Here is a 22,310-nt window from a genome sequence, read left to right on the forward strand (position 1 = left end):
TCGCAGGCGTGGCCTGAAGGACCAGCTATGAATCCGAGCGCAACCCCAGCGCGCTGTGCTGAATCACTCCGGCGGGGGCATCGGCCGCGGCAGACCGCCGCTTCGTCAACTCGACCAGTTTCGAGCGGAGCTCGTGCGCAGGTTCGCCCAGCACGATGGCGCTGATCACCAGCTCAAGCATCAGGCAGTCGTAGTCGTCGTCCGTGCCTCGGTAGCGCTCGGGGTCGCGTTCCACGACCGCAGAGGCAATCCGCCAACCGCCGTCACCCTCCGGCGCGAAGGTCGCCTCGAAGACTCCGCGACCGGTCCAGCTCCGGTGCAGGAAGACAACCTCGTCTTCCGCGAACACGTTCCACTTCTCGTCCATGTCCCGCGCCGCGTAGCCGAGCTGGATCCGCTCCCAGTCTTCATCCGACCAGATCCGCTGGGGCAGTTGCGGCATCGGCTGAGGGGTGGATATGGGCTTGAGACGACGGGAAAGCATCGACCGGGTTATACGTTCGGCAGCTGACATGCGGCGATCTTACGGAACGAGCCGCCGGGCGGGCCGTGGCACGGGCGGGTGTGCCGGGATGCGTTCCAGGACGCCGCCCGCGAACACGTCGTAGAGCGGGAGGGTTTCGAGGTGGACGTAGCCGATGTGGCAGTCGCAGGTCGTCAGTGGACAGGCGCGGCGACGTAGGGCCGCGCGGTAGGAGCCGTCGTAGAGGTTGCCCAGTTCGGCTCGGACGAAGTGACAGCGGCGGACGGTGCCCTCACCGTCGACCGAGATCACGGACTCCCCGGTGCGGCACGGCAGCCCGGCGCTCGCGTGCGGATGGCGGCTGTAGGGGAAGAGGGGATCGAGCGCGGTCCAGTCGGCGGCCTCGGCGTCCTGGTAGGTGTGGCCCTCGGCCGCGTTGATCCAGAGGTAGACGTGTCCCGGTAGCTCGGCGCGCAGGCGGCGGGCGGCCTCCAGGTGGTCGGGCAGGCCGACGACGCCGACGCTGAAGCGGATCCCCCGGCCGGCGAGGTCGTGGCACTTGGCCAGGAAGCGGTCGTAGGGCGTCTGGCCCGGGTGGTAGGTGCACCAAAGGGCGAGGGTTTCCGGGTCGGCGTCGGCCAGCCAGTCGGTGCGGCAGCTGAGGTTGGTCTGGATGGCGACGCGGCGGATGTGCGGCAGGTGCGACAACTCGGCGAGGGTGCGCCGGTACCAGGAGCGGACCAGCCCCTCGCCCCAAGGTGTGAACAGCAGGGACAACTGGTCGTCGCTGTCGGCCGCCCAGGCGGCGAAGCGTTCCAGGGCGGCCCGGTCCGCGCGCAGTTGTGCGGTGGAGTCGCGTCGCTTGGCGAACGGGCAGTAGGGGCAGTCGTAGTCGCAGGAAGCGAGCGGACCGCGGTAGAGGACGGTCAGATCCATGGCGGGCAGGTCACTTCCGCTCGTAGGCGGCCATGGCGGCCCGGACGGCGGGGGAGAAGAGGTCGGGTCCGACGGCGTCCGAGTGGGCCAGTCCCTCCGGGGTGAGTCTCAGGTGCGCGGAGTCGGCCTCGGCCAGCCAGCCCCGGTCGGCCAGGCGATGAAGTTCGGGCCCGAAGTCGTCGAGCGGCGTGTTGCCGAAGCGAGCGCGGTAGTCGTCGACGGGCAGGCCTTCGGCCTGGAGGAGGGACTGCAGCAGGTGGCGGCGGCGCGCCTCGTGCGGGTCCATGCGGTAGCCGACCTCGGCGCGGGCGAAGTTCCTGGTGGCGACGTAGTCGTCGATGATCCCGCGGATCTCGTGCATGCCGACCGCGTAGTCGAAGGAATAGTGCAGGTCGGCCGTGTACGAACGGGCGCCGCAGCCCAGTCCGATCATGCCGTCGCTCTGGCAGGCGTAGTCGTCGGCGCCCTGCTCAGGGGCGTCGGTACGGCGGAACATCCGCATCGACTGCTGGGTGTAGCCGCGCGCGAGGAGGTGGTCACGGCCCGCGCGGTAGAGGCTCAGCCGTTGGGCGTCCCAGTCCGGATCGGGGCCTTCCGCGGTGGTGCGGTGGCGGTCGAGTCCGGTCAGGGGCCGCACGTACAGCGGGTAGAGGTACAGCTCCTCCGGCCGCCAGGCCAGGGCGGCGTCCAGGGACTGCAGCCAGGTCTGCTCGGTCTGGCCGTCGATGCCGTAGATGAGGTCGATGTTGAGGACCTGGATGGCCGTGTCGCGGATGCGGGCGAGCGCGGCTTCGACATCGGCGCGGCGCTGCGGACGTACGGCGGCCCTGGCCTCGGAGTCGATGAAGCTCTGGATGCCGAGGCTCAGCCGGGTGGCGCCGCGCTCGGCCAGGACCGTCAGACGGTCAGCGGTGGCCGTGGCGGGGGAAGCCTCGACGGACAGCGGAATCGCCCGGAGGTCGGCGCCCATGCCCTGCTCGGCGATGTCGCAGAGGCGTTCCAGCTCGGCCGCGGTGAGGAAGGTGGGGGTGCCCCCGCCGAAGGCGGCCGTGGCGAACCGCACCGGCTCGCTGTCGCCGAGTGCTTCGCGTACGGCGTCGGCCTGCCGCTGGAGGGCGTCGAGGTAGGCGCCGGTCAGGCCCTCGGGGGCGCCGATGCGGGTGAACAGGTTGCAGAAGCCGCAGCGGACCTCGCAGAACGGTATGTGCAGGTAGAGGGCCAGGGCGCTCTTGTCCTGCGCCGCCCACAGGGACCGCAGCGCCGGCCGTTCGGGCAGCCGGCGATAGGCGGTCTTGTGCGGGTAGGCGTACACGTAGTGCTGGTATGGGCTGGTGAGCTGGGCGGTGGTCATCGCGGGGCCTTGGCTGGGTCGAGGAAGAAGTGGGCGTACGGCACGGTCCACACCGACTCGTGGCCGAGGCGATGGCCGGTGTAGCCGTCGTCGCCGTAGGCGGTGCCGTGGTCGGAACAGACGATCGCGAAGCAGCGGCGCCGGGAGCTCGCGGCGGCGAAGAGCCGTCCGATGTGCCGGTCGACGTACTCCAGCGCGGCGGCATGCGTCTCGCGGGTGTCACCGGCCTCACGCGTCGCGCCGGGCAGGTGGAACCAGTTGGGCTGGTGCAGGGCGGAGACGTTGACGAAGAGGAACAGCCGCTGCTCCGCCGGGAGTTCGGCGACGACCTGCTCGGCGCGGGCGACCTGGTTCTCGAAGGAGTGCGGCGAGGTCACGCCGAAGTCCCGCTCCCAGTGCGCTTCCTGGAAGAGGTCGGGCAGAACGGTGCCGAGCGGGCCCTGCTGGTTGAAGAAGCCGACGCCTCCGATGCAGACGGTCCGGTAGCCCCGCTGGGCGAGCCCGGAGACGAACTCCGGGGTGTCGTAGACGAAAGTGCCGTCGGCGGTGGTCTCGCTGCCTGCGAAGCTCGCCGCGAACAGCCGGGGGTGCGGCCCCGGTTCGGCCGGGGTGGGCAGGAATCCCGCGAAAATCGCCTGGTGGGAGGCGTACGTGAAGCTGCCCGGCGCGTGGCGCTTCTCCCAGCGGCCGCCGGGCAGGTGGCGGGCGAGGTTGGGGATGCGACCCTTGGCCGCCAGCTCGACGGCCACGTCGTGGCGCAGCGTGTCGAGGGTGACCAGGAGGATGTCGTGGTGGCCGACGACCTCGTTCATGTCGGGCTCGGACATGGTGCCTTCCCGCACGTCGGACACGGGAGCGGGAGGGTTCTGCACGTCGGGCTCAGGCATGGGATGTTCCTGTTCTGTACGGGTGGAGCGGACCGGGCGGGGCCGGTTCGCGCAGAGCGGCCGTCACCTGCGCGGCATATGTGTCCAGGCCCTCCGCGCCGCTGCCGGGCAGTCCGGTCAGCCGGGGCAGCAGGTCTCCGAAGGCGTTGACCTCGCCGACGAACGCCCTGCGCCAGCCGATCGCCGGCAGCAGGTCCACGCCGACGCACAGGGTGCGCGGGAAGCACGACGCGGCCCGCTCGCACACCTCCAGCACGTCGGTCCAACGGCCGCCCGCCCCGCCGACGGCATGCCGGACGGTGGCGAGGTCGCCGCGGCTGCCGCCGAGGTGCAGATTGGTCAGGGGCGTACGGCTGGTGCGGACCACGGCGTGCGTGGCCCGGCCGGCCACCACGACCACACGCAGGTCGGCGGCCCGGCCCCGCTGAGAGGCCTTGGGCACCCAGCGCTCCAGGTGCAGCCCGTCGGGCGCGAGCGCGTCGACGATGCCGGCGATGTCCCGCTCGCTGTCGTAGCGACGCACCCGGAGGGAGTTGTGCAGCGTCCCGTCCGGGGCGAGTTCGACGGAGGTGGTGGCCCTGATCCGGCCACCGCCGCCCGCCTCGACGGCGAGGACTCCCGACGCCGACGACCCGTGCGCGAGCTTGACGAACAGCCGGGGCATCCGGTGCTCGCGCATCAGCCCCCGAACGTCGTCCCAGCCGCGCACCGGTGCCCCGCCCGGTCCCGAGGTGGGCGAGGCGGGCACCGGCACCCCCGCCGCGTCGAGCACGCCGTGGCAGGCGCGTTTGTCGAACAGCACGGCGAGTTCTTCGGGGTCGTCGAGTCGGATGCCGCCACGCAGGGAGCGCAGCGCGGCGGTGAACCGGGCGTACCAGCGGGCCGAGCCCTCCACCCGGGTGGGATCCGTCGCGCCCCGCAACAGCCGGTCGACCTCTGGATTTTCGCCGGGGGAGTCGACCCGCACGATCTCGTCCGGGGCGAAGTCGGCCCCTCCCTCGCGCAGGACGTCCCTCCAGGCGACGACGCGCGGGCCGGGCAGGCCGGCCGCGCGCACCGCGTCCGCGAAGAGGGACACCCGCCGGTTCTCGGGATTGCCGACCACGGCGAACCGCGACCCGGCGGTACGGGAAGCCGGCGGGGTCATGGAGGGTGTGCTCACTCGCCCACCGCGACGTAACGCCAGACCGTGCCGTCGTCCTCCGTGTCCTCCTCCGCGTCGTCGCGGTCGAGATCGACCTGCACGCCCGCGGCCTCCAGGGTCTGGCGCACCCGCTCCTCGACCGCCTGGCTGAGGTAGTGATGATGCAGGTCGAGCTTCCTCAGGTGCGTCAGAGGCTGACCGCCCAGCAGCGCACCGGCGCCCTCGTCGGTCAGTACACCCATGGACAGGTCCAGCACTTCCAGACGCTCCACCACCGGAGCGGATGCCACGGCCGCGGCGACCGCGTCCTGCATCTCACTGTTGCGCAGCGCCAGATGACGCAGTCGCGGCAGCCGTGCGCCCGACAGGATCGACTCCAGGTCGGAAGCCTCGCTGTCGCCGCCGTAGTCCGGCGTGCCGAGCCACAGGTCGAGGTGCTCCAGGGCGGGCAGGTCGCTCGCGCCTATGCCGCGCACCACCTCGGCGGGCAGACCGCCGGTCTCGACGACCAGCTTGCGAAGCGCGCCGTGGCTCAGTGCCGTGAACTCCAGCCCCGACCCGCCCCGCACACCGAACTCCTCCAGCGCCTGGAACCCGGCGAGAAGCGGGGAGACGTCACTCTGGTTGATCCAGGAGATCTCGCACTCCTCCATCACCATGTCGCCGAGGAACAGCGCACGCAGGGCCGGGAAACGGTCCCGGGCGGCCAGCAGCGCCTCGATGACCTCGGAGGGGTCGGAGTCGTAGGCCTCCTGCCAGGCCCCGACGATCAGCGCCCGCACCCGAGTGGTGTCGACGGCGGCGCAGAACCGTGAGAACGCCTTCGGCCATTCCTCGTCGGCGTCGTACACGTCGCTGCCGATCCGCCAGGCGACGCTGTCCGGCTCGGGCAGGCCCTCCGTCGTCCCGTCCGGGCCCGGGAAGGTGTGCGCGGGCAGCCCGTAGAGCTGGTCGAGGTGGTCACCGATGGTCATGCGGCCGCTCCCGAGGAGAAGAGGAGAAAGAGTGTGCGGTCTGTGATGTCGGCAGTTCTACCAACAGCCACTGACAACGGGGCACGGCGGGGCGGGGTTCGGGACGTTGTCAGTGGTGCCGCCTAACGTCGTGGTCATGAGGCCGGTGCGCGGTGCACCCGGCGGTGAGGGGACAGCCATGTACCGACAGGGAGACGTGCTGATCGTGCCGGTGACGGAGGATGCGGTACCGGCGCACGTGGCACACGCCCCCAGGGAGAAGCGCGACGGGCGGGGCAGACTCGTGCTGGCGCTGGGCGAGGTCACCGGGCACGCTCACGCGATCGTCGGTCCGGGCGAACTCATACGTGAGCCGGGGCCGTTCGGGCCACTGCTGCTGCAGCTTCCCCAGGGCGGCCGAGTCGTGCACGAGGAACACGCGGCGATCGCGCTGCCCAAGGGCTGGTACCGGGTGATCCGGCAGCGGGAGTACGTGCCCGGATCCGTGCGGATCGTGGCGGACTGAACGGCGACGGCCGGAGGGACAACGGGTGGAGGCAGAGAGGGTGAGGGCAGAGAGGGTGGAGCGGCCACAGATGGAGGGGCCAAAGATGGAGGGGCGAGTGACCACAACAGACTTCGCGTCCGGGACCGACGTCGAGGGGACCGACGGGGAGAGGACCGAGGCGGGGAACATCGCCTCCGGCGAACTGGGACCGTGGCGTGCGTGGGCTTCGGCGACCGGCCCCGCCGATCGCGCCGCCGCAGAGGAAGGAGTCCGGCGTGCCTACCGGCTGGCCGGACTCGCCGAACCGGAGCGCCTGGTGTGGGTGGGTTCGCCGCGAGCGGCCGTCACCTTGATCAGGGAAGGCCTCCCGGACCGTGGCCCGAGCGTACGGGACGCGGTGCGCAGTGCCCCCTGGGCACGGCAAAGACGCTCCCTGCACGCCGAGTTGGGGGCCGCGGGCTGGTCCGCGCACTGGGCGGCGACGGGCGGACGGCTGTGGGACTCCACCCAGGCCCTCGTGGACCGGATCCGTACCGGCGTCATCGAGGAACTCGCCGGGCGGGACACCGGCAAGGAAGCCGCCGAGATCCGGCTGCACCTCCTGGACGCGGTGCTCGGACAGCATGACGCGCCGTGGCTCGCCGCGTTCGGGGCCGACGACGGCCCGCTGGACGCACTGACAGCGGTCTGCCGCAACGCCGGCTGGTGGTGGCCCTACGCCCGAGTGGCGGTCCTCTCCGAGCGGCCCGTGGCCCTGCACCGCGACGAGGCCGGCCGACTCGACCACGGCGACGGCCCTGCCCTCGCCTACCCCGACGGCTTCGCCCTGCACGCCTGGCGCGGCATGCCCGTCCCCGCGGCGTTCCTCGCCGAACTGAGCACCCTCACACCCGAGCGCATCCGCGCCGAGGAGAACGCCGAACTACGGCGCGTGATGCTGGAGTACTACGGCTACGACCGTTACCTGACCGACTCAGGTGCCCGGCCCCTCCACCAGGACGAGACAGGCACCCTGTGGCGCATCGACCTGGTCGACGACGAACCGGTGGTGATGGTGGAGGTCCTCAACTCCACCCCCGAACCGGACGGGACACGGCGCACCTACTGGCTACGGGTACCGCCCTCGACGCGGACAGCGAGAGCGGGCGTCGCGTGGACGTTCGGGCTCGAGGCGGAGGCGTATGCGCCGGCGGCGCAGACGTGAGGGGTTCCGCCTCCGGGGCGGATCGGTGTCAGTCGGCTGACCTCTCGTTGATGAGGGAGCCTTGCCTCAGCCATCGAACGAAGGCGTAAACCCACGTTGCCGAGAGGACGAGCAGCAGGGCGAGAGCGAGGAGCCAGGGGGCGGGGCGGGCCCAGCCGACGAGGAGGGCGACGACGGCTGCCGTGACGAGCACCGTTTGCACCGACTTGTAGACGGAGGGGAAGCGGTCGTAGTCCGCCAGGGTCGGCAGAAGCACCACGGTGGTGATCAGCATGACGGCTACGGAACCGCCCATCAGCCAGCTCACGGCGACCGGTGTCCGGTGATCGGTGGCGTGTTCCACCAGGCCGACCATTCCCGCACCGGCTGCCGCCACGGCCATGGACAGCGGGAGGTGAGTGAAGATCCACGTCGCCAGGGAGTGGCCGGTCTCGCGGGGCATGCGCCGGGAGACCAAGTCGGCGTAGTTCCACCAGAACCCGAAGCCGACGGAGAGGCCGAGGAGGCCCGTGGTGGTGACGAGGGTGCTGCGTTCGGTGTCCGTGAGGCCGTTCACGACACCGATGACGACCTCGCCGAGCACGATGATGATGAACAGTCCGAAGCGCTCCACCATGGGTTCGGTCACCACGTCATAACTCGGCCTTCTGCGCCAGGAGATGAGAATGACGCACTCCACGGCGCACCACGCGACGACGAACACCGCCCAGACGACGAGACGGGCGTCGACCGACAGGGGTGCCGAAGCCGCGATCACGATGATTCCCGCGACCATGACGATCAGATAGCGGCGGGGCGTCTTGCGTAGTTCCGGCAGGTCCTGCCGGTAGACGGAGTACCACTGGTAACTCAGCAGGGCCAGCAGCAGGGCGTAGAGGACCGCCAGGGTGCGGCCGTCGCCGCTGTCGGCGTGGCCGACGTAGACCGCCATGAGGGACAGCAGCAGCATCTGCACGAAGATCAGCGAGCGGGTGTGGCCGTCTTCGCGACCGTGCAGTTCGTAGAAGAGCGTGCCGTTCAGCCAGGCGATCCAGATCAGCCCGAAGACCACGGCGAAGGTTGCCGTGCCTCGCCAGGTGAAGTGCTCCGCGAGGGTGTGGGCCGCCTGGCCGATCAGGACGACGTAGACGAGGTCGTAGAAGAGCTCCAGGAAACTGACACTGCGACCGGTGTCGACCTCGCCGTGCCGCCGCGGCGGGCGGAAGAGCCATCGGCGGGTACCGGTGCCCAGGGGGACTGCCGCTGCGCTGACGGGACGGGGCTCGGGGGCACTGTCGGACATGCGAGGCTCCTGGATGGCGCGGCCGAACGTGGGGCGAGGTGATGGTGACGGCTGCACTGCCGCAGCGACCGCGGGCACGCCGCAGTATGCCGGACAGCCGCCGGTGATTCGGCGGAGCGGAGCAGCGAGCCGGAGGCCTCCGGGTGGAGGGTGTCGTGCGCCCAACGCCTCTTCTCCTCACCCTCCGGCCAGCAGCGCCTCGCCGAGCGGGGTCAGCGCGTGGAGCACTCGGCTGCCGTCGCGCACCGTCGTGATCAGGCCCGCCGCACGCAGCACAGTGGCGTGCTCGCTGGCCGTGGCCGCCGAGACTCCCGCCCGCTCGGCGAGAGCGGTGGTCCCGGCCGGGGTGGCCAGGGACGCCAGCACCCCGGCGCGGGTGCGTCCCAGCAGCGCCCCCAGCACGTCACCCGGAGGCATCGCGACATCGGTGACCGGCAGGGGACGGACGAGCACCGTCGGCGCCGCCGGGTCGTAGATCAGCATCGCGCTCGACGCGAAGTAGGACGGCATCAGGTGCAGCCCCCGTCCGCACAGTTCCACGGTGTGAGAGGAGGCGAACGGGACGAGGAGTTCGGGAGGAGCCCATCGCCAGCCCGGCTGCAAGGTCGCGAGCAGCGCCTCGACACCACCGCGCAGCAGGGTCTCCGAACGCAGGGCCCGGTCGGCGGCGGCCACGTTCAGCACGGTGGGCCACAGCGGTGCGAGCGACGAACGGTGATAGCGCGTCAGGTCCTCGACGAGCCTGCGCCGGGCCGCGGTCGAGCCCTGCGCCAGCTCCCGTGTCACGGACGCCCCGGGCACCGTGGGCAGCGGGCTCAGATCGGCGGCCAGCCGGTTCGTCGGGGTCCGCGCCGCGAGTTCGGCCGCCGTGGCGGCGTCCCGGGCCGTCGGCTGGTACAGGAAGTCGGGCAGATAACCGGTGGGCGGGACAAGACGGGCCAGGACCCCCGCGCGGGCCGCCAGCCCCGGTTTGACGGCCCGCCGCCAGGCCACGAGTTCACCCCGGTGCGCTGCGGGGCCCGAGGCAGGTGCGGCCAGATGACGGACACTCAGGGCCGTCTCCAGCAGCACGTCGGGTGTGGCGGCCACGGTGACGCGGGCGAGGTCGGCCGGGCCGAACCGTATCCGTAACACGCGGTGCACATTACCGGAGGAACCGGCATTTCGGCCCTGCCCGAAAGGGCGGGCGCGGATGGTCGGCGGACGGCGATTCTCGGGTGCGGAACCGGCGCCCGCCGGCGCCACCGACCCTGGAGGCCAGATGTCCGTACCCGCCCGACTCGTCGCGCCCGCCCTCGCGACCGCGACACTGATGGTCTGTGCCGCGGCCATGCCCGCGCAGAGCGCCTGCCGATCGCTGCCCGACCGCTACGTCGTCTCCCGCACGGAAGGTGTGCTCCCCGAGGGCATAGATGTCCGGCCCGACGGGACGATGTACGTGTCCTCCGACGGCACGGGTGCCCTGTACCGGGGCCGGGTGACAGCGCCACGGCTGCGGTGCTTCCGCGCCGACGGCGCTACCGCCCGCGGCAGCTCGCGCGGAATTCACGCCGACCGGTCGGGCCGGGTCTTCTCCGTCGGCGGCGGGCGGCTCACCGTACACGCCCCGGACGGACGTCTCCTCCACGCCGAGGACGCCCCGGACGGTCCCCTCGGCGCCCCCGATCTCAACGACCTCGTCGTCACGCCCGACGCGGTCTACGTCACCGACTGGGCGAACCCGGTGGTTCTGCGCGCACCGCTGGACGGAGGCAAGGTCGGTGCGCTGAAGCCGTGGGCCGACGTACGCGGTGCGTTCCCCGGCTTCCCCGACCAGTACTGGCTGCTCAACGGCATAGTCGCGGATCCGGCAGGACGCTCCCTGCTCGTCGCCTCCAACGGAACCGAGGCCGTCTGGCGCATCGACACCGCCACCCGCGAGGTGAGCCGCCTCGACCTCGGGGACACCTCGTTCGGCGCGGACGGCATGGTGCTCCACGGCCGGACCCTGTACGCCGTACTCAACTACGGGGCCCCGCACGGCGTCTACATCGCCCGGCTGGACGCGCAGCTGCGCAGCGGGACGGTCGTCCACCGCGTCACCGGTGACCGCTTCGACCTGCCCACCACCCTGGCCCGCCACGACTGCCGTCTGTACGTCGTCAACAGCCAGAACGACGAGCCGCCCGGCACCCCGCCCTACACCGTGACCGCGCTGAACGACCCGGTGTGCGAGTCGAACGACTGATCCACGGAGACGCCGGCCGTGTCCCGCGTCGGCAGACACAGCGCCCTCCCGGATGGCGAGAATGTGGCTCCGGCTGCGTCCTGGGTGTAGCAGCGGCCACACGGGCCGTGCGATCAAGAAGGAGAGCGATCATGACGCTTCAGCGAATGGACAACGTCGGCATCGTCGTCGAGGACCTGGACGCCGCCATCGCCTTCTTCACCGAACTCGGCATGGAGCTGGAAGGCAAAGCGGAGATCGAGGGCCGCTGGGCCGACCTCACCGTCGGCCTCGACGGCATCCGCTGCGTCATCGCGATGATGCGGATCCCGGACGGCCACGGCCGGCTGGAGCTGGCCCAGTACTACGCACCCGCCGCGATCGGCGCCGCACCGCCGGCGCCCAACACCCTGGGCCTGCATCGCGTGATGTTCGCCGTCGACGACATCGACGACACCATCGCCCGCCTGCGTCCCCACGGCGCCGAACTCCTCGGCGAGGTGGCGCGGTACGAGGACAGCTATCGGCTCTGCTACCTCCGCGGCCCAGTCGGCATCATCATCGGCCTGGCCGAACAACTCGGCTGACGGCGCCCCTGGCACAGCCACGGCCCGAGGGGCGTTGACGCAGCTCGGCCGCCCGTCAGTCCCCGGCGACACGAATGATCGTGCGGCCCGCGACGCGCTGCCCCGGGGCGAAGGCGGCGGCCGCCTCCGCAAGCGGGCGGACCGCGCACCCGTACCCGGAGCGGCCGCCCTCGTGCGCCCCGGGCCGGCGACGGGCGCCGATGTCACGTCCTCCATCGGCATGCGTATCGCCGTCGACGGCAGCGCGGCCGAGGAACCGGACCCCGACACATTCCTGATGCCGGGCGGCGACGTCTACCCCAGAACCCCGGTCACACGGGACCTTGCCGCAGCCGCCGGAGACCTGGCAGCTCGCGCCGGGCGGGTCGCCTCCGTGTGCTCCGGTGCCTTCGTCCTCGGCGCCACCGGCCTGCTGGCCGGCAAACGGGCGACCACGCACTGGAAGATCGCGGGCGAACTCGCCGCGGGGCATCCGAAGGCCCGCGTCGAGCCCGACGCCATCTACGTCCGCGACGGCTCGACGTACACGTCGGCCGGTTTCACCGCGGGCATCGACCTCGCGCTCGTCCTCGTGGAGGAGGACCACGGTCCCGACATCAGCCGGGAAGTGACGCGCTCCCTGGTGGTCTACCTGCATCGGGCGGGCGGCCAGTCACAGTTCTCCGCGCCCCTCCAGGGCCCGCCGCCCCGGTCGCTCGCCCTGCGCAGGGTCGTCGACCTGGTGACGGCGGACCCCACCGGCGACCACTCCCTCACCGGACTCGCCGGGCGACTCAACCTCAGTACGCGTCACCTCAGCAGACTGTTCCGTGAGGAGCTGGGCACCACCCCGGCCCGGTACGTCGAGCCGATCCGCTTCGACATCGCGAAGTCACTCCTCGACCAGGGGCACACCGCGACGCGGGCGGCGTCCCTGGCTGGCTTCCCGAGCTAGGAGAGCCTGCGCCGCGTCTTCGCACCGGAGCTGTCCATCAGTCCCGCCGCCTACCAGCGCCGGTTCGCCACCGCCCACCGCGAACCGGCCGAGTAGGCGGTCCTATTCGGGACGCAGAACCCCGGTGCGGGCCACCTGGGAGTACCAGCGGGCGCTGGCCTTGGGGATGCGGGTGCCGGTCGGGTAGTCCACGTAGACCGTCCCGAAGCGCTTGCTGTAGCCGTGCGCCCACTCGAAGTTGTCCAGCAGCGACCACAGGAAGTAGCCGCGCACGTCCGCGCCGTCCGCGATGGCCTGGTGGACCGCGGCGAGGTGGCCGCGCAGGTAGGCGATACGCCCGGGGTCGTTCACCTCGCCGTCGGGGCCGGCGTAGTCGTCGAACGCCGCGCCGTTCTCCGTGATGACCAGCGGCAGGCGCGGGAAGTCGGACGACAGCCGCCGCAGCAGGTCGTACAGGCCGCTGGGGTCGACGGCCCAGCCCATGGCGGTGGTGTCGCCGGGCGGCTGGTGGAAGGCGACCTTCTGTGCCCCGGGCCACGGGCTGTGCGCGCTGTTGCCGTGTCCGTCCGAGTTGTGGCTGCCGGTGCCGCCGGCCTCCGAGACGAGGGTGGGCGTGTAGTAGTTGACGCCGAGGAAGTCCAGCGGCTGGTTGATCTGCCGCAGGTCGCCGTCGCGGACAAAACTCCAGTCGGTGAGCGTCGCCGTGTCCTTGAGCAGGTCCTCCGGGTACTCACCCTGCAGCATCGGACCGGTGAAGACCCGGTTGGCGAGCGCGTCGATCCGCCGGACCGCGTCGGCGTCGGCCGGGTCGTCGGTCAGGGGCCGGACGTGGTGGATGTTGAGGGTGACCGAGCACTGACCCCCGGTGGGAAGCCGGTCGCGCAGCGCCTCGACCGCCATGCCGTGCGCCAGGTTGAGGTGGTGGGCGGCGCGCAGGGCGGCGACCGGGTCCGTGCGGCCGGGGGCGTGCACCCCGGAGCCGTAGCCCAGGAAGGCGCTGCACCAGGGCTCGTTGAGGGTGGTCCACGTCGTCACCCGGTCGCCGAGGGCGTCGGCGGCCAGGGCCGCGTACTCCGCGAACCGCTCGGCCGTGACCCGCTCGGGCCAGCCTCCGCCGTCCTCCAACTCCTGCGGCAGATCCCAGTGATACAGCGTGGCGACCGGCTTGATGCCCTTCGCCAGGAGTTCGTCGACCAGGCGCCGGTAGAAGTCGAGGCCCTTCTGGACGACCGGTCCGCGTCCGGTGGGCTGGATCCGGGGCCAGGCCAGCGAGAAGCGGTAGGCGCCGAGGCCGAGGTCGGCCATCAGGGCGACGTCCTCACGCCAGCGGTGGTAGTGGTCGGTGGCGATGTCGCCGGTGTCGCCGTTGCGGACCCGGCCCGGCGTCCTGGCGTACGTGTCCCAGATCGACGGCGTACGGCCGTCCTCGGCGGCGGCGCCCTCGATCTGGTACGAGGCGGTCGCGGAGCCCCAGAGGAAGTCCAGGGGGAAGGTGCGGGCGCCGTCCATGGCGAACTCGCTCTGCTGTGCAGCGGTGACCACGTAAGTCCTTTCAAAAATGGTGCCGTTCGCGAACGTGCGAAGGGCACGGTCGTACGGGCCCGGCGCTGGTCGCCCGGGCGGGAGTGCGAGGTCAGCCCTTGACGGCGCCGGCCATGATGCCGCTGACGATCTGACGGCCGAAGACGATGAACATCGCCAGCAGCGGGAGCGTGCCGAGCAGCGCGCCCGCCATGATCAGCGACTGGTCGCGGACGTAACCGGCGCTGAGCTGGGTGAGGGCGACGGGCACGGTCGGGTTGGTCATGTCGAGGACCACGAACGGCCAGAAGAAGTCGTTCCAGGCGTGCACGAACGTGATCATGAACAGCACCGCCATCGCGGGCCGCGCCACCGGAAGCACGATGCTCCAGAAGATGCGCAGCGAGTGCGCCCCGTCGACGCGCCCGGCCTCGACCAGCTCGTCCGGCAGCGCCTCCGAGAGGTACTGCCGCATGAAGAACACCCCGACCGCGCTGACCAGCGTCGGGAAGATGACGGCGGGCAGCTGCTGCGCCAGCCCGAGTTCGGACATCATCATGAACAGCGGTACGACGCCGAGCTGGGGCGGCACCATCATCGTGCCGATCACCAGCATGAGCAGGATGTTGCGGCCCTTGAACCGCAGCTTGGCGAAGGCGAAGCCCGCGAGGGTCGCGAACATCACCGTGGACAGCGCGATCACCCCGGCCACGATCGTGCTGTTGATCATGGCCTTGCCCATGGCCGCCTCGTCCCACGCGCGGGCGAGGTTGCTGAACAGGTTGGGGCCGGGCAGGAACGGCGGCGGAGTCTGGCTGACACGGGTGTTGTCCGTGGAGGCCGCCACCATCGTCCAGTACAGCGGGAAGATCGACAGGATCGCCATGACGGCGAGCAGGACGTAGGCGAGCGGTCCCGCGTGGTGCTGGCGGCCGGCACCCGGGCGCAGCAGCCGCCGGCTGCGGCGGGGCGGGGTTTCGGTATCCGTCCGGACCGGGAGGCTGTTGACGGTCATGAGGGCTCCAGGTCAGGGCGTGCGGGGGCGCAGCCGGCGGATCAGGCGCTGCACCGCGAAGACGAGGACGAGCAGCAGGAACATCGCCCAGGCCACGGTCGCCGCGCGGCCCATCTGGTAGTTCTTCCAGCCCTCCTCGTACAGCAGCAGGCCGAGCGTCTGGTACTGGTTGTCGGCGCCGCCGGTGACTCCGTTGGGCCCTTGCCCGAAGATCAGCGGCTCACCGAAGAGCTGGGTGGCGCCGATCGTGGAGAGCACGATGGTGAAGACGACGGTGGAGCGGATCCCGGGGATGGTGACGTGGGTGAACTGCTTCCACCGCGAGGCCCCGTCGAGGGAGGCCGCCTCGTAGCGCTCGGCGGGGATGGCCTGCATAGCGGCCAGATACAGCAGCGCGTTGTAGCCGGTCCAGCGCCAGATCACGATGGTCGAAATGGCGGCCTGCGCAGGCCATTTGTCGGCCTCCCAGTCCAGCGGGTCGATGCCCACCACACCCAGCGCCCAGTTGATCATGCCGAAGTCGCGTTCGAAGAGCATGGTGAACACGAGCGCCGCCGCGCCGACCGACGTGGCGTAGGGGACCAGGGACGCCACGCGGAAGAACAGCGAGGCGCGCATCCGGTAGTTGAGCAGATGCGCCAGACCGAGCGCCATCAGCAGCTGCGGCACCGTGGAGATGACACCGATGGTGATGGTGTTCCGCAGCGCGTTCCAGAACCGCGAGTCGTTCACCAGGTCGACGTAGTTGTCGAGCGCGACCCACTGCATGACGTCGAGGGTCGCGAGCTCGACCCCGTGCAGCGAGATCCACGCCGTATAGATGAGCGGGTAGAAGCTGAACGCGGCGAAGACGACGAAGAACGGCGCGACGAACGCGTACGGCGCGCCCTTGAGGTCCAGCCGGTGCAGCAGGGCACTGCGCCGCCGGCCCGTGCGTCCGGTGCCCGGCTTCGGCGACGGGCCAGGGGGCTCCTCGCCGGCCAGGGCGTTCGTGGTGGAGGTGGCCACCGGGTTTCCTTCCTGAGAGCGGATGTCTGAGCCGGGCCCGGGGCGCGCCGGCAGGGAGGCGTGCGCGCCCCGGGCGGCCGGAGGCCGACGAGGTCAGCCGACCGCCTTCTCGATGCGCTCCGAGGTGGTCTTCCACGCCTTGTCACGCGCGGTGCCCTGCTCGACCAGGGCCAGACCCTGGGAGAAGGTGTCCTTGATCGTGCCGTCCTTGCGGCCGAGGACCTGCTTGTCCGGGATCTCCTGGGCGGCCTTACCGAAGATCTGGCCGATCGGCGCGCCGCTGAAGTACTCGGAGGTGACGTTCTTGACGTCGTCCTGCTCGAGGGAGGTGCGGGAGGAGGGGAAGTTGCCCAGCTTCTTGAAGATGTGGGCCTGCTGCTCCGGCGCGGTCAGCCATGCGACGAGCTTCTGCGCCTCGGCCTTGACCGGGCTCTTCTCCACCACGCCGAGGAAGGAGCCGCCCCAGTTGGCTCCCTTGGGAGCGTTGGCGACGTCCCACTTGCCCGCGTTGTCCGGGCCGGCCTTCTCACTGATGTGGCTCAGCATCCACGCCGGGCAGACGGCGGTGGCGAACGTGCCGTTGGCCAGTCCCGGGTCCCATCCCGGCTGGAACTGACGGAGCTTGGCGCTCAGCCCGTCCTCAGCGGCGTCGGCGGCGAGGTTCCACGCGTCCTTGACGACCGGGTTCTTGGCGTAGATGAGGTCGCCGCCCTCGTCGTAGTACTGCTCCGGGTAGCCGTAGACCATGGCGTTGAACAGGCCGCTCGCCGAGTCCATGTAGGCGACCTTGTCGGCCTTGTAGTTCTTCTCGAAGGTGCGGCCGACCTCGACGTACTTCTTCCAGTCGCCCGCCCACAGCTTGCCCACGGCCTCCCGGTCGGTGGGCAGGCCGGCCTTCTCGAAGTAGTCCTTGCGGTAGCAGACGGCCATCGGGCCGCTGTCGGTCCCGAGGCCGAGGACCTTGCCGTCCTTGGTGGTGATCTGGGACTGCTTCCAGGGCAGGAAGTGGTCGGTGCCCGTCTGGCCGGCGAAGTCCGCGAACTTGGCGGCCTGGGTCTCCGTCACCTCCTTCGCACGGCCGATCTCGATGCCCTGGATGTCCTTCAGACCGTTGCCCGCGGCGAGATGGGTCTGGAGGGCGGTGTAGTACGTCTGCTCGTCACCGGCTATCTCGGCCTGGATGTCGACGTCGGGGTTCTCCTTCTCGTACTGCTCCAGCAGGCCCGACTCCTTGAAGCCCATCACCCCGTACATGCCCATGGTGATGACGACCTTGCCGTCCTTCTTGCCGCCGCCCGTGACCGAGCCGTCGCCGCTGCTGCAAGCGGCGACGAGTGCCAACACGCTGACGGCCGCGGCTGCTGCCGCCGGCCTCTTGCCGCGCGACGTACCGAGACTGCTCATGAATCTTCTCCCTACGGCCGGCGCAGTCGTATCGGACGGACACGAAAGCGGTGACCCAGCGGCTACGGTGAGTGGTGGGAACGTGCCCACTCCTGGGTGGGCACGTTCCCATCGACGCGTAGCAGACTCACCGGCGCGAGCTGATCTGTCAATGACTTGAACGCAAGAAGCGGCGGACGCCCGGTCGGCGTGTTCATCTTTCGTGACGGCCGGACGGCCTGACCCGAGGTCGCCGTCTGCCAGAATTGGTGCTGGTCACCTACGCGGTCGACACTGCCGCGGCTTCAGGGAGGGGAGCGCATGGCTGGAAACCGCCGTCCGACGATCAAGACGGTCGCCGCCCGTGCCGGCGTGGGCCGGACGACGGTGTCCCGTGTCGTGAACGGCTCGCATCTGGTCAGTGCCGACGCCCGCTCCAGGGTCCTGGCCGCGATCAAGGAGCTGAACTACGTACCCAATTCGGTCGCCCGTGGCCTCGTGACCAGTCGCACCGACGCGGTCGCGCTGGTCATCCCTGAATCGGCGAGCCGACTCGGCTCGGAACCGTTCTTCGCCGCGCTGATCAGAGGCGTCAGCCAGGCCCTCGCCGACCGCCGTACGCAGCTCCAGCTGATGCTCGTCCGGGACCAGGCCGAACGCGAGCAGCTGACCGAGTCGGTGGCCGAGCGCCGGGTGGACGGGGTCCTGCTGGTGTCCGTCCACTCCGACGACCCGCTGCCCGCGATGCTGGAGGAGATGGGCCTGCCCACCGTGCTGGCCGGCCGCCGCGACGCGGACGAACGGCTGAGCTACGTGCACGCCGACAACGCCGGGGGAGCGACCGAGGCGGTACGGCATCTGCTGCGCGGCGGACGTCGAAAAGTGGCCACCATCGCCGGACCGCTGGACATGGACGTCGGCCGCAGCCGCCTCGAAGGCTGGCGAACGGCCCATCAGGAAGCCGGGGTTCCCGCGCAGGAGACCCTGGTCGAGGTGGGCGACTTCAGCTGGGAGAGCGGGAGCCGGGCAATGCGTTCGCTTCTTGAACGTGCCCCTGATCTGGACGCCGTATTCGCCGCCTCCGACCTCATGGCGATCGGCGCACTGGAGGAACTGCGCCGCCAGAAACGGCGGGTACCCGGCGACGTGGCGGTCGTCGGCTTCGAGGACTCCCCGCACGCCCGGTGGACCAATCCGCCTCTGACGACGGTGCGTCAGCCGGTGGAGGAACTGGGCATGGCGATGGTCCGCATCCTCGCGGACATCATCGAACCGGGTGCGGAGCGGCAGCAGTTGATGCTGCCGACGGAGTTGGTGGTGCGGGAGTCCTCGGCAGAACCCGAATAGGCGATCCGCCGAGGCAGGTCTCAGGACCCCGCTGTCGTGGGGTCGCTCAGCCGCGGAACTCCGGCGTCCGTTCCGGTGCGGCAGCCGCCAGCGCCTCGGTGACCTCCGCGGCGCTGCCTCGCATCCCGTACACCGGGGTGCCGGGCTGCTGACGCCAGGACTCGTCGATTCCGCCCGCGTCGACCGTGTCGAAACCCAGTTCCTCGATCAGCGCCATGACCTTGCGCTTCGCCTCCTGATCGTCGCCCGCCACGGGCAGCGCCATACGGTCGGCGGCACCGGCCGGACGGGCGCGATCCAGGATGTCCTGGGCGTAGGTGCCGTTGAACGCCTTGATGACAGGGTGCCCGATCTGACGCTCCGTCCAGCGGCTCTCGGTCAGGCCCTCGTCCTCGATCCCTGCGATCCGGCCGTCACGCTGCTGGGGGTAGTAGTTGCCGGTGTCGATGACCGCGACGCCCTCGGCCGCCTTGTCCAGCAGCCCGGACGGCAGGTTCGGCACCGCCTTCACGGGGACGGTGACGACGACGATCTCGGCACCGTGGGCCGCGTCCTCCACTGGGACCGGCGTGGCGCCCGTTTCCTTGGCCAGGTCGGTCAGGGTCTGCGGGCCGCGTGAGTTGGCCACCGAGACGTCATGCCCGAGCGAGGTGAGAACTCGCGTGAGGTTGCCGCCGATATTGCCGGCACCGATGATGCCAATCTTCATGACAGGCCTTTCGGATCAGAGAGCTCGTGACCATGGCTCCAACCTGCGACGGGGTATGGCTATTCCGAGCCGTCGCTGGGTGGGGACGTTTTTTGCCCTTCCACCGAGGCGTGTCAAGATTTCGTAAGGTCCGGTCCGTGGAGACCGAAAGCGGGGGCGTGTGACTGTTCCAGTGGCTCGGAGTCGTGTCGTTCGTGCGATACGCGGCGTTGGCTCGTTTCTGAAAGAACTCGTGGAGGAGTTCGCCGGGGAGGCAGTACTGACGCTGGTCGCGTGCCTTGCCGCGCTCGGACTGGCCGTGGCGTTCTTCTGGGGATGGGAGCGCAACTCGCTCGTCACTGGCCGCGTAGGCGGTGCCCTGTTGGCTTTCCTGGGCTATGGCGCATGGGAACTGATGCGTTCCAAGCGGCCGGGGCGGCGAAAGCGACTCGCCGGCGCGGCGGCCGCCACGTTTGCCGTGACCGCCGTTCTTTTCCTCTACGCCCTGTCCTGCAATTGCTCGTGACTGTAGGGACGAAGCCCGTATTCGCTCGGCGTCGAAGTCGTAGCCGCGTGACAGTCGGGCTCAAGGCTTGCGGGCCAACCCGGCCGTGATCAGGTGCTCCCAGACGGTGAGTTCCCGTTCGCCGGAGCCGGTCCACTGGGTGTCGACCGCATCCGGACGCCACAGCGGCGCGGGAACGATGCCGGGCTCGAGGATCTCCAAGCCGTCCAGCAGAGACTCGATCTCCTGGTCACTGCGCCACCTGCCCCGGCCGAAAGTTCGCTGAAGGACCTTCTCCGCCTCCCTCGTCTCCGAGTTGTCCCCGGACCGAAAGTGACTGACGAAGAAACAACTCCCGGACGGCACACGGTCACGCCAGGTCGCGGCGCTCGTCCGACAGCACTCGGGGCATGACGATCCTCTGGCCAAGGCACTCCGTGGCGGCTGCGCCGTACGAACCGAGTGTCTCGCCCACGCCTTGGACGAGCGCATCGAGTACGGCGTGTGGGGTGTCATGACCGAGCGGGAACGCCGGGCCCTGCTACGGCGGCGGCCGACGGACCGCTCCTGGCGACGCCTCCTGGAAACGGCCCGCACCGAACACGAGCGCACTGCTCGCGCAACGGCCGTCACACTGAAGGCCGGCTGACCCCGAAGGTCCGTATCAGGACGGAGCGAGGACACAGAACTCGTGGCCCTCCGGATCGCTCAAGCACGTCCACGCGACGTCGCCCTGCCCGAGATCGAGGTCCGTCGCCCCCAGGGCCCGCAACCGCTCCACCTCTGCCGCCTTGTCATCCCCCGGGTACGGCAGCAGATCGAGATGGACACGGTCCGGCACCGTCTTCACCCCGGGAGTGCGGAGGAACTCCAGATACGGGCCGACGCCCGCAGTCGAACGCAACACCGCCTGACCGTCGCTCACTTCGTGCACGGTCCAGTCCATCGCCTCGCCCCAGAACCGGGCCATGGACCGGGGATCCTCGCAATCGACCACGATCGCGGCGATCGGCCCGGTGTCCCGGTAGACCTCCCGGGGTTCCAGCACGCAGAACTCGTTGCCCTCCAGGTCGGCGAGAACCGTCCACGGCACATCGCCCTGCCCCACGTCGACGGGCTTCGCACCAAGATCCCTCAGGTGCGCGACCAACTCCGTCTGATGGGCCGCGGAGGAGGCGGCGAGATCGAGGTGCACACGGTTCTTCGTCGCTGTCTTGGCCTCCGGGACAGGAACGACGTCGATGCCGAGGAAGACCGGATCCGGCCAGACGAACCCGCCGACGGGACCGACATAGGTGGTCACGCCGGCGTTGTAGGCACTCCAGCCGAGGGCCTCCGCCCAGAACCGCCCGACGGCCGAGGCATCGAGTGCCTTGATGTTCACGTGAACGGGTCGCAGCGCCATGGGAGGCATCCTATGAGCCGCTGCGCACCGCATCCTTTGTGGCCGTCCTGACTACTTGCAGGCGTCCTCGGCGAGTGTGTGGGCGACGAGGGCGTTGGCGTGCCCGTGGCCCAGGCCGTGCTCGGACTTGAGCCAGCTGACGAGCTCCATGTGCTTGGTGAGCGGGGAGTCCCGGATGAGTTCCTTCCACTCAGCGATCGGGCCGCCGTACTTCTCGATGGAGGGGAACTGACGTCCGCTCCCCGGCCTAAGGGTAGGGATTCCTGGCGCGGTCGGGTGACCGCCTCGGTGGGTTCCTGCTTCAACGCGCTGTGCCGGCACATGTTCCGGTCTTACCTGCGCCCCACGGGCTGTCACGGCCAGTCCGGCCGCCTTGGCGACGTTGACCGCCGCGTTGATGTCTCGGTCCAGGACGGTCCCGCAGGCCTGGCAGGTCCATACGCGGACGTGGAGGGGCTTGGGGCCGTCCTTGATGCCGCAGGACGAGCACACTTGAGAAGTGGGCTCGAACCGGCCGATGAGATGGAAGGATCGGCCGAACTTGGCGGCCTTGTACTCCAGCGTTGCGACGAACGCCGACCATGCGGCGTCGTGTACAGACTTGGCCAGGTGTGTTCGGGCGAGTGCTTTGACTGCCAGGTCTTCGACCGCGACCGCTTGGTTGTCGCTGATCAGCTCGGTGGAGAGCTGGTGGTGAGACTCGCGCCTCGCATCGGCCACCCGTGCGTGAGCGCGGGCGACGTGAAGCCGGGCCTTCTCCTTGTTCTGGGAGCCCTTCTCCTTACGGGACAGGGACTGCTGTGCGCGCCTGAGGCGCTTCTCTGCCCGGCGCAGGAAGCGTGGGTTGTCGATCTTCGTCCCGTCGGAAAGGACCGCGAAGTGTCTGGTCCTGTGGCACCTCGAAGTGCGCCCTTTGCCAACGTCTGCGGAGGTCCTGTCCGGCGGGGCTATCTACCGAGCGGATGTGACATTGCCGAGCGCCG

At 70.2% G+C, this 22,310-nt stretch carries 21 protein-coding genes and 4 pseudogenes; 8 read left to right on the plus strand and 17 right to left on the minus strand.

Annotated elements, in window-relative coordinates:
• Window positions 1–25: 25 nt before the first annotated feature.
• The 6 genes from ACFPQ9_RS22955 to ACFPQ9_RS22980 all read right to left on the minus strand — a co-directional run bounded on the left by ACFPQ9_RS22955 (window position 26) and on the right by ACFPQ9_RS22980 (window position 5,755).
• Window positions 26–442 carry a hypothetical protein gene (locus tag ACFPQ9_RS22955; RefSeq protein WP_380856292.1) on the minus strand — a complete coding sequence of 139 codons (417 nt, stop codon included), beginning with the start codon at window positions 440–442 and terminating at the stop codon, window positions 26–28.
• 81 nt (window positions 443–523) lie between these two features.
• Window positions 524–1,399: an STM4011 family radical SAM protein gene (locus ACFPQ9_RS22960; RefSeq protein ID WP_380856196.1), complete on the minus strand. Its 876-nt coding sequence runs from the start codon at window positions 1,397–1,399 to the stop codon at window positions 524–526.
• Window positions 1,400–1,409: 10 nt separating this feature from the next.
• Window positions 1,410–2,750: an STM4012 family radical SAM protein gene (locus ACFPQ9_RS22965; RefSeq protein ID WP_380856199.1), complete on the minus strand. Its 1,341-nt coding sequence runs from the start codon at window positions 2,748–2,750 to the stop codon at window positions 1,410–1,412.
• The gene (locus ACFPQ9_RS22970; RefSeq protein ID WP_380856295.1) at window positions 2,747–3,562 is read right to left on the minus strand and encodes an STM4013/SEN3800 family hydrolase; all 816 of its coding nucleotides are present in this window, start codon (window positions 3,560–3,562) and stop codon (window positions 2,747–2,749) included. The genes ACFPQ9_RS22965 and ACFPQ9_RS22970 overlap by 4 nt, the downstream gene beginning before the upstream one ends.
• Window positions 3,563–3,629: 67 nt before the next feature.
• Window positions 3,630–4,784, minus strand: coding sequence for an STM4014 family protein (locus ACFPQ9_RS22975; RefSeq protein WP_380856202.1), 1,155 nt, complete (start codon window positions 4,782–4,784; stop codon window positions 3,630–3,632).
• Between the two features lie 11 nt (window positions 4,785–4,795).
• On the minus strand, window positions 4,796–5,755 hold the full coding sequence (locus ACFPQ9_RS22980) for an STM4015 family protein (RefSeq protein WP_380856205.1): 960 nt from the start codon (window positions 5,753–5,755) through the stop codon (window positions 4,796–4,798).
• Between the two features lie 178 nt (window positions 5,756–5,933).
• On the opposite strand from ACFPQ9_RS22980, the gene ACFPQ9_RS22985 reads away from it, so the two are divergent.
• Window positions 5,934–6,260 (plus strand): hypothetical protein, encoded by a 327-nt coding sequence (locus ACFPQ9_RS22985; protein ID WP_380856208.1) that lies wholly within the window; start codon window positions 5,934–5,936, stop codon window positions 6,258–6,260.
• A gap of 85 nt (window positions 6,261–6,345) precedes the next feature.
• Complete coding sequence (locus ACFPQ9_RS22990) at window positions 6,346–7,446, plus strand: DUF6745 domain-containing protein (protein ID WP_380856211.1); 1,101 nt, start codon at window positions 6,346–6,348, stop codon at window positions 7,444–7,446.
• A gap of 28 nt (window positions 7,447–7,474) precedes the next feature.
• On the opposite strand, the gene ACFPQ9_RS22995 is transcribed toward ACFPQ9_RS22990, so the two are convergent.
• Window positions 7,475–8,728, minus strand: coding sequence for a low temperature requirement protein A (locus ACFPQ9_RS22995; protein WP_380856214.1), 1,254 nt, complete (start codon window positions 8,726–8,728; stop codon window positions 7,475–7,477).
• A 177-nt stretch (window positions 8,729–8,905) separates the two neighbouring features.
• A complete protein-coding gene (locus ACFPQ9_RS23000) occupies window positions 8,906–9,862 on the minus strand; it encodes an ArsR/SmtB family transcription factor (RefSeq protein WP_380856217.1) in 957 nt (318 codons plus the stop codon).
• A gap of 127 nt (window positions 9,863–9,989) precedes the next feature.
• On the opposite strand from ACFPQ9_RS23000, the gene ACFPQ9_RS23005 reads away from it, so the two are divergent.
• The 3 genes and pseudogenes from ACFPQ9_RS23005 to ACFPQ9_RS23015 all read left to right on the plus strand — a co-directional run.
• On the plus strand, window positions 9,990–10,955 hold the full coding sequence (locus ACFPQ9_RS23005; protein ID WP_380856220.1) for an SMP-30/gluconolactonase/LRE family protein: 966 nt from the start codon (window positions 9,990–9,992) through the stop codon (window positions 10,953–10,955).
• A gap of 131 nt (window positions 10,956–11,086) precedes the next feature.
• Window positions 11,087–11,521, plus strand: coding sequence for a VOC family protein (locus tag ACFPQ9_RS23010; protein ID WP_380856223.1), 435 nt, complete (start codon window positions 11,087–11,089; stop codon window positions 11,519–11,521).
• Window positions 11,522–11,708: 187 nt separating this feature from the next.
• Window positions 11,709–12,551, plus strand: a pseudogene (locus ACFPQ9_RS23015) (GlxA family transcriptional regulator); the annotation flags it as partial.
• A 6-nt stretch (window positions 12,552–12,557) separates the two neighbouring features.
• Here ACFPQ9_RS23015 and ACFPQ9_RS23020 read toward each other — a convergent pair.
• The 4 genes from ACFPQ9_RS23020 to ACFPQ9_RS23035 all read right to left on the minus strand — a co-directional run bounded on the left by ACFPQ9_RS23020 (window position 12,558) and on the right by ACFPQ9_RS23035 (window position 17,403).
• Entirely contained in the window at window positions 12,558–13,964 is a 1,407-nt protein-coding gene (locus tag ACFPQ9_RS23020; RefSeq protein WP_380856298.1) for a GH1 family beta-glucosidase, read from the minus strand.
• Window positions 13,965–14,088: 124 nt separating this feature from the next.
• Window positions 14,089–14,991, minus strand: coding sequence for a carbohydrate ABC transporter permease (locus tag ACFPQ9_RS23025; protein ID WP_380856226.1), 903 nt, complete (start codon window positions 14,989–14,991; stop codon window positions 14,089–14,091).
• Window positions 14,992–15,003: 12 nt separating this feature from the next.
• Window positions 15,004–15,999 carry a carbohydrate ABC transporter permease gene (locus tag ACFPQ9_RS23030; RefSeq protein WP_380856229.1) on the minus strand — a complete coding sequence of 332 codons (996 nt, stop codon included), beginning with the start codon at window positions 15,997–15,999 and terminating at the stop codon, window positions 15,004–15,006.
• 93 nt (window positions 16,000–16,092) lie between these two features.
• Window positions 16,093–17,403: an ABC transporter substrate-binding protein gene (locus ACFPQ9_RS23035; protein ID WP_380856232.1), complete on the minus strand. Its 1,311-nt coding sequence runs from the start codon at window positions 17,401–17,403 to the stop codon at window positions 16,093–16,095.
• A gap of 300 nt (window positions 17,404–17,703) precedes the next feature.
• Here ACFPQ9_RS23035 and ACFPQ9_RS23040 point away from each other — a divergent pair, with 300 nt between their 5' ends.
• The gene (locus ACFPQ9_RS23040) at window positions 17,704–18,729 is read left to right on the plus strand and encodes a LacI family DNA-binding transcriptional regulator (RefSeq protein ID WP_380856235.1); all 1,026 of its coding nucleotides are present in this window, start codon (window positions 17,704–17,706) and stop codon (window positions 18,727–18,729) included.
• 46 nt (window positions 18,730–18,775) lie between these two features.
• On the opposite strand, the gene ACFPQ9_RS23045 is transcribed toward ACFPQ9_RS23040, so the two are convergent.
• A complete protein-coding gene (locus ACFPQ9_RS23045; protein ID WP_380856238.1) occupies window positions 18,776–19,438 on the minus strand; it encodes an NADPH-dependent F420 reductase in 663 nt (220 codons plus the stop codon).
• Between the two features lie 232 nt (window positions 19,439–19,670).
• On the opposite strand from ACFPQ9_RS23045, the gene ACFPQ9_RS23050 reads away from it, so the two are divergent.
• The gene (locus tag ACFPQ9_RS23050; RefSeq protein WP_380856241.1) at window positions 19,671–19,943 is read left to right on the plus strand and encodes a hypothetical protein; all 273 of its coding nucleotides are present in this window, start codon (window positions 19,671–19,673) and stop codon (window positions 19,941–19,943) included.
• A 60-nt stretch (window positions 19,944–20,003) separates the two neighbouring features.
• On the opposite strand, the pseudogene ACFPQ9_RS23055 reads toward ACFPQ9_RS23050, so the two are convergent.
• A pseudogene (locus ACFPQ9_RS23055) lies at window positions 20,004–20,300 on the minus strand (SAM-dependent methyltransferase); the annotation flags it as partial.
• Window positions 20,301–20,346: 46 nt separating this feature from the next.
• On the opposite strand from ACFPQ9_RS23055, the pseudogene ACFPQ9_RS23060 reads away from it, so the two are divergent.
• A pseudogene (locus tag ACFPQ9_RS23060) lies at window positions 20,347–20,571 on the plus strand (WhiB family transcriptional regulator); the annotation flags it as partial.
• A 15-nt stretch (window positions 20,572–20,586) separates the two neighbouring features.
• Here the strand turns inward: ACFPQ9_RS23060 and ACFPQ9_RS23065 are convergent.
• The 3 genes and pseudogenes from ACFPQ9_RS23065 to ACFPQ9_RS23075 all read right to left on the minus strand — a co-directional run.
• A complete protein-coding gene (locus ACFPQ9_RS23065; RefSeq protein WP_380856244.1) occupies window positions 20,587–21,327 on the minus strand; it encodes a VOC family protein in 741 nt (246 codons plus the stop codon).
• A gap of 51 nt (window positions 21,328–21,378) precedes the next feature.
• Window positions 21,379–21,588 carry a DUF4287 domain-containing protein gene (locus tag ACFPQ9_RS23070; protein WP_380856301.1) on the minus strand — a complete coding sequence of 70 codons (210 nt, stop codon included), beginning with the start codon at window positions 21,586–21,588 and terminating at the stop codon, window positions 21,379–21,381.
• A pseudogene (locus tag ACFPQ9_RS23075) lies at window positions 21,577–22,209 on the minus strand (RNA-guided endonuclease TnpB family protein); the annotation flags it as partial. The gene ACFPQ9_RS23070 and the pseudogene ACFPQ9_RS23075, both read right to left, overlap by 12 nt.
• Window positions 22,210–22,310 lie beyond the last annotated feature (101 nt).

Origin of the sequence: Streptomyces coerulescens (genome assembly GCF_042657965.1) — a bacterium.
In the GTDB taxonomy this organism is placed as follows: domain Bacteria; phylum Actinomycetota; class Actinomycetes; order Streptomycetales; family Streptomycetaceae; genus Streptomyces; species Streptomyces coerulescens.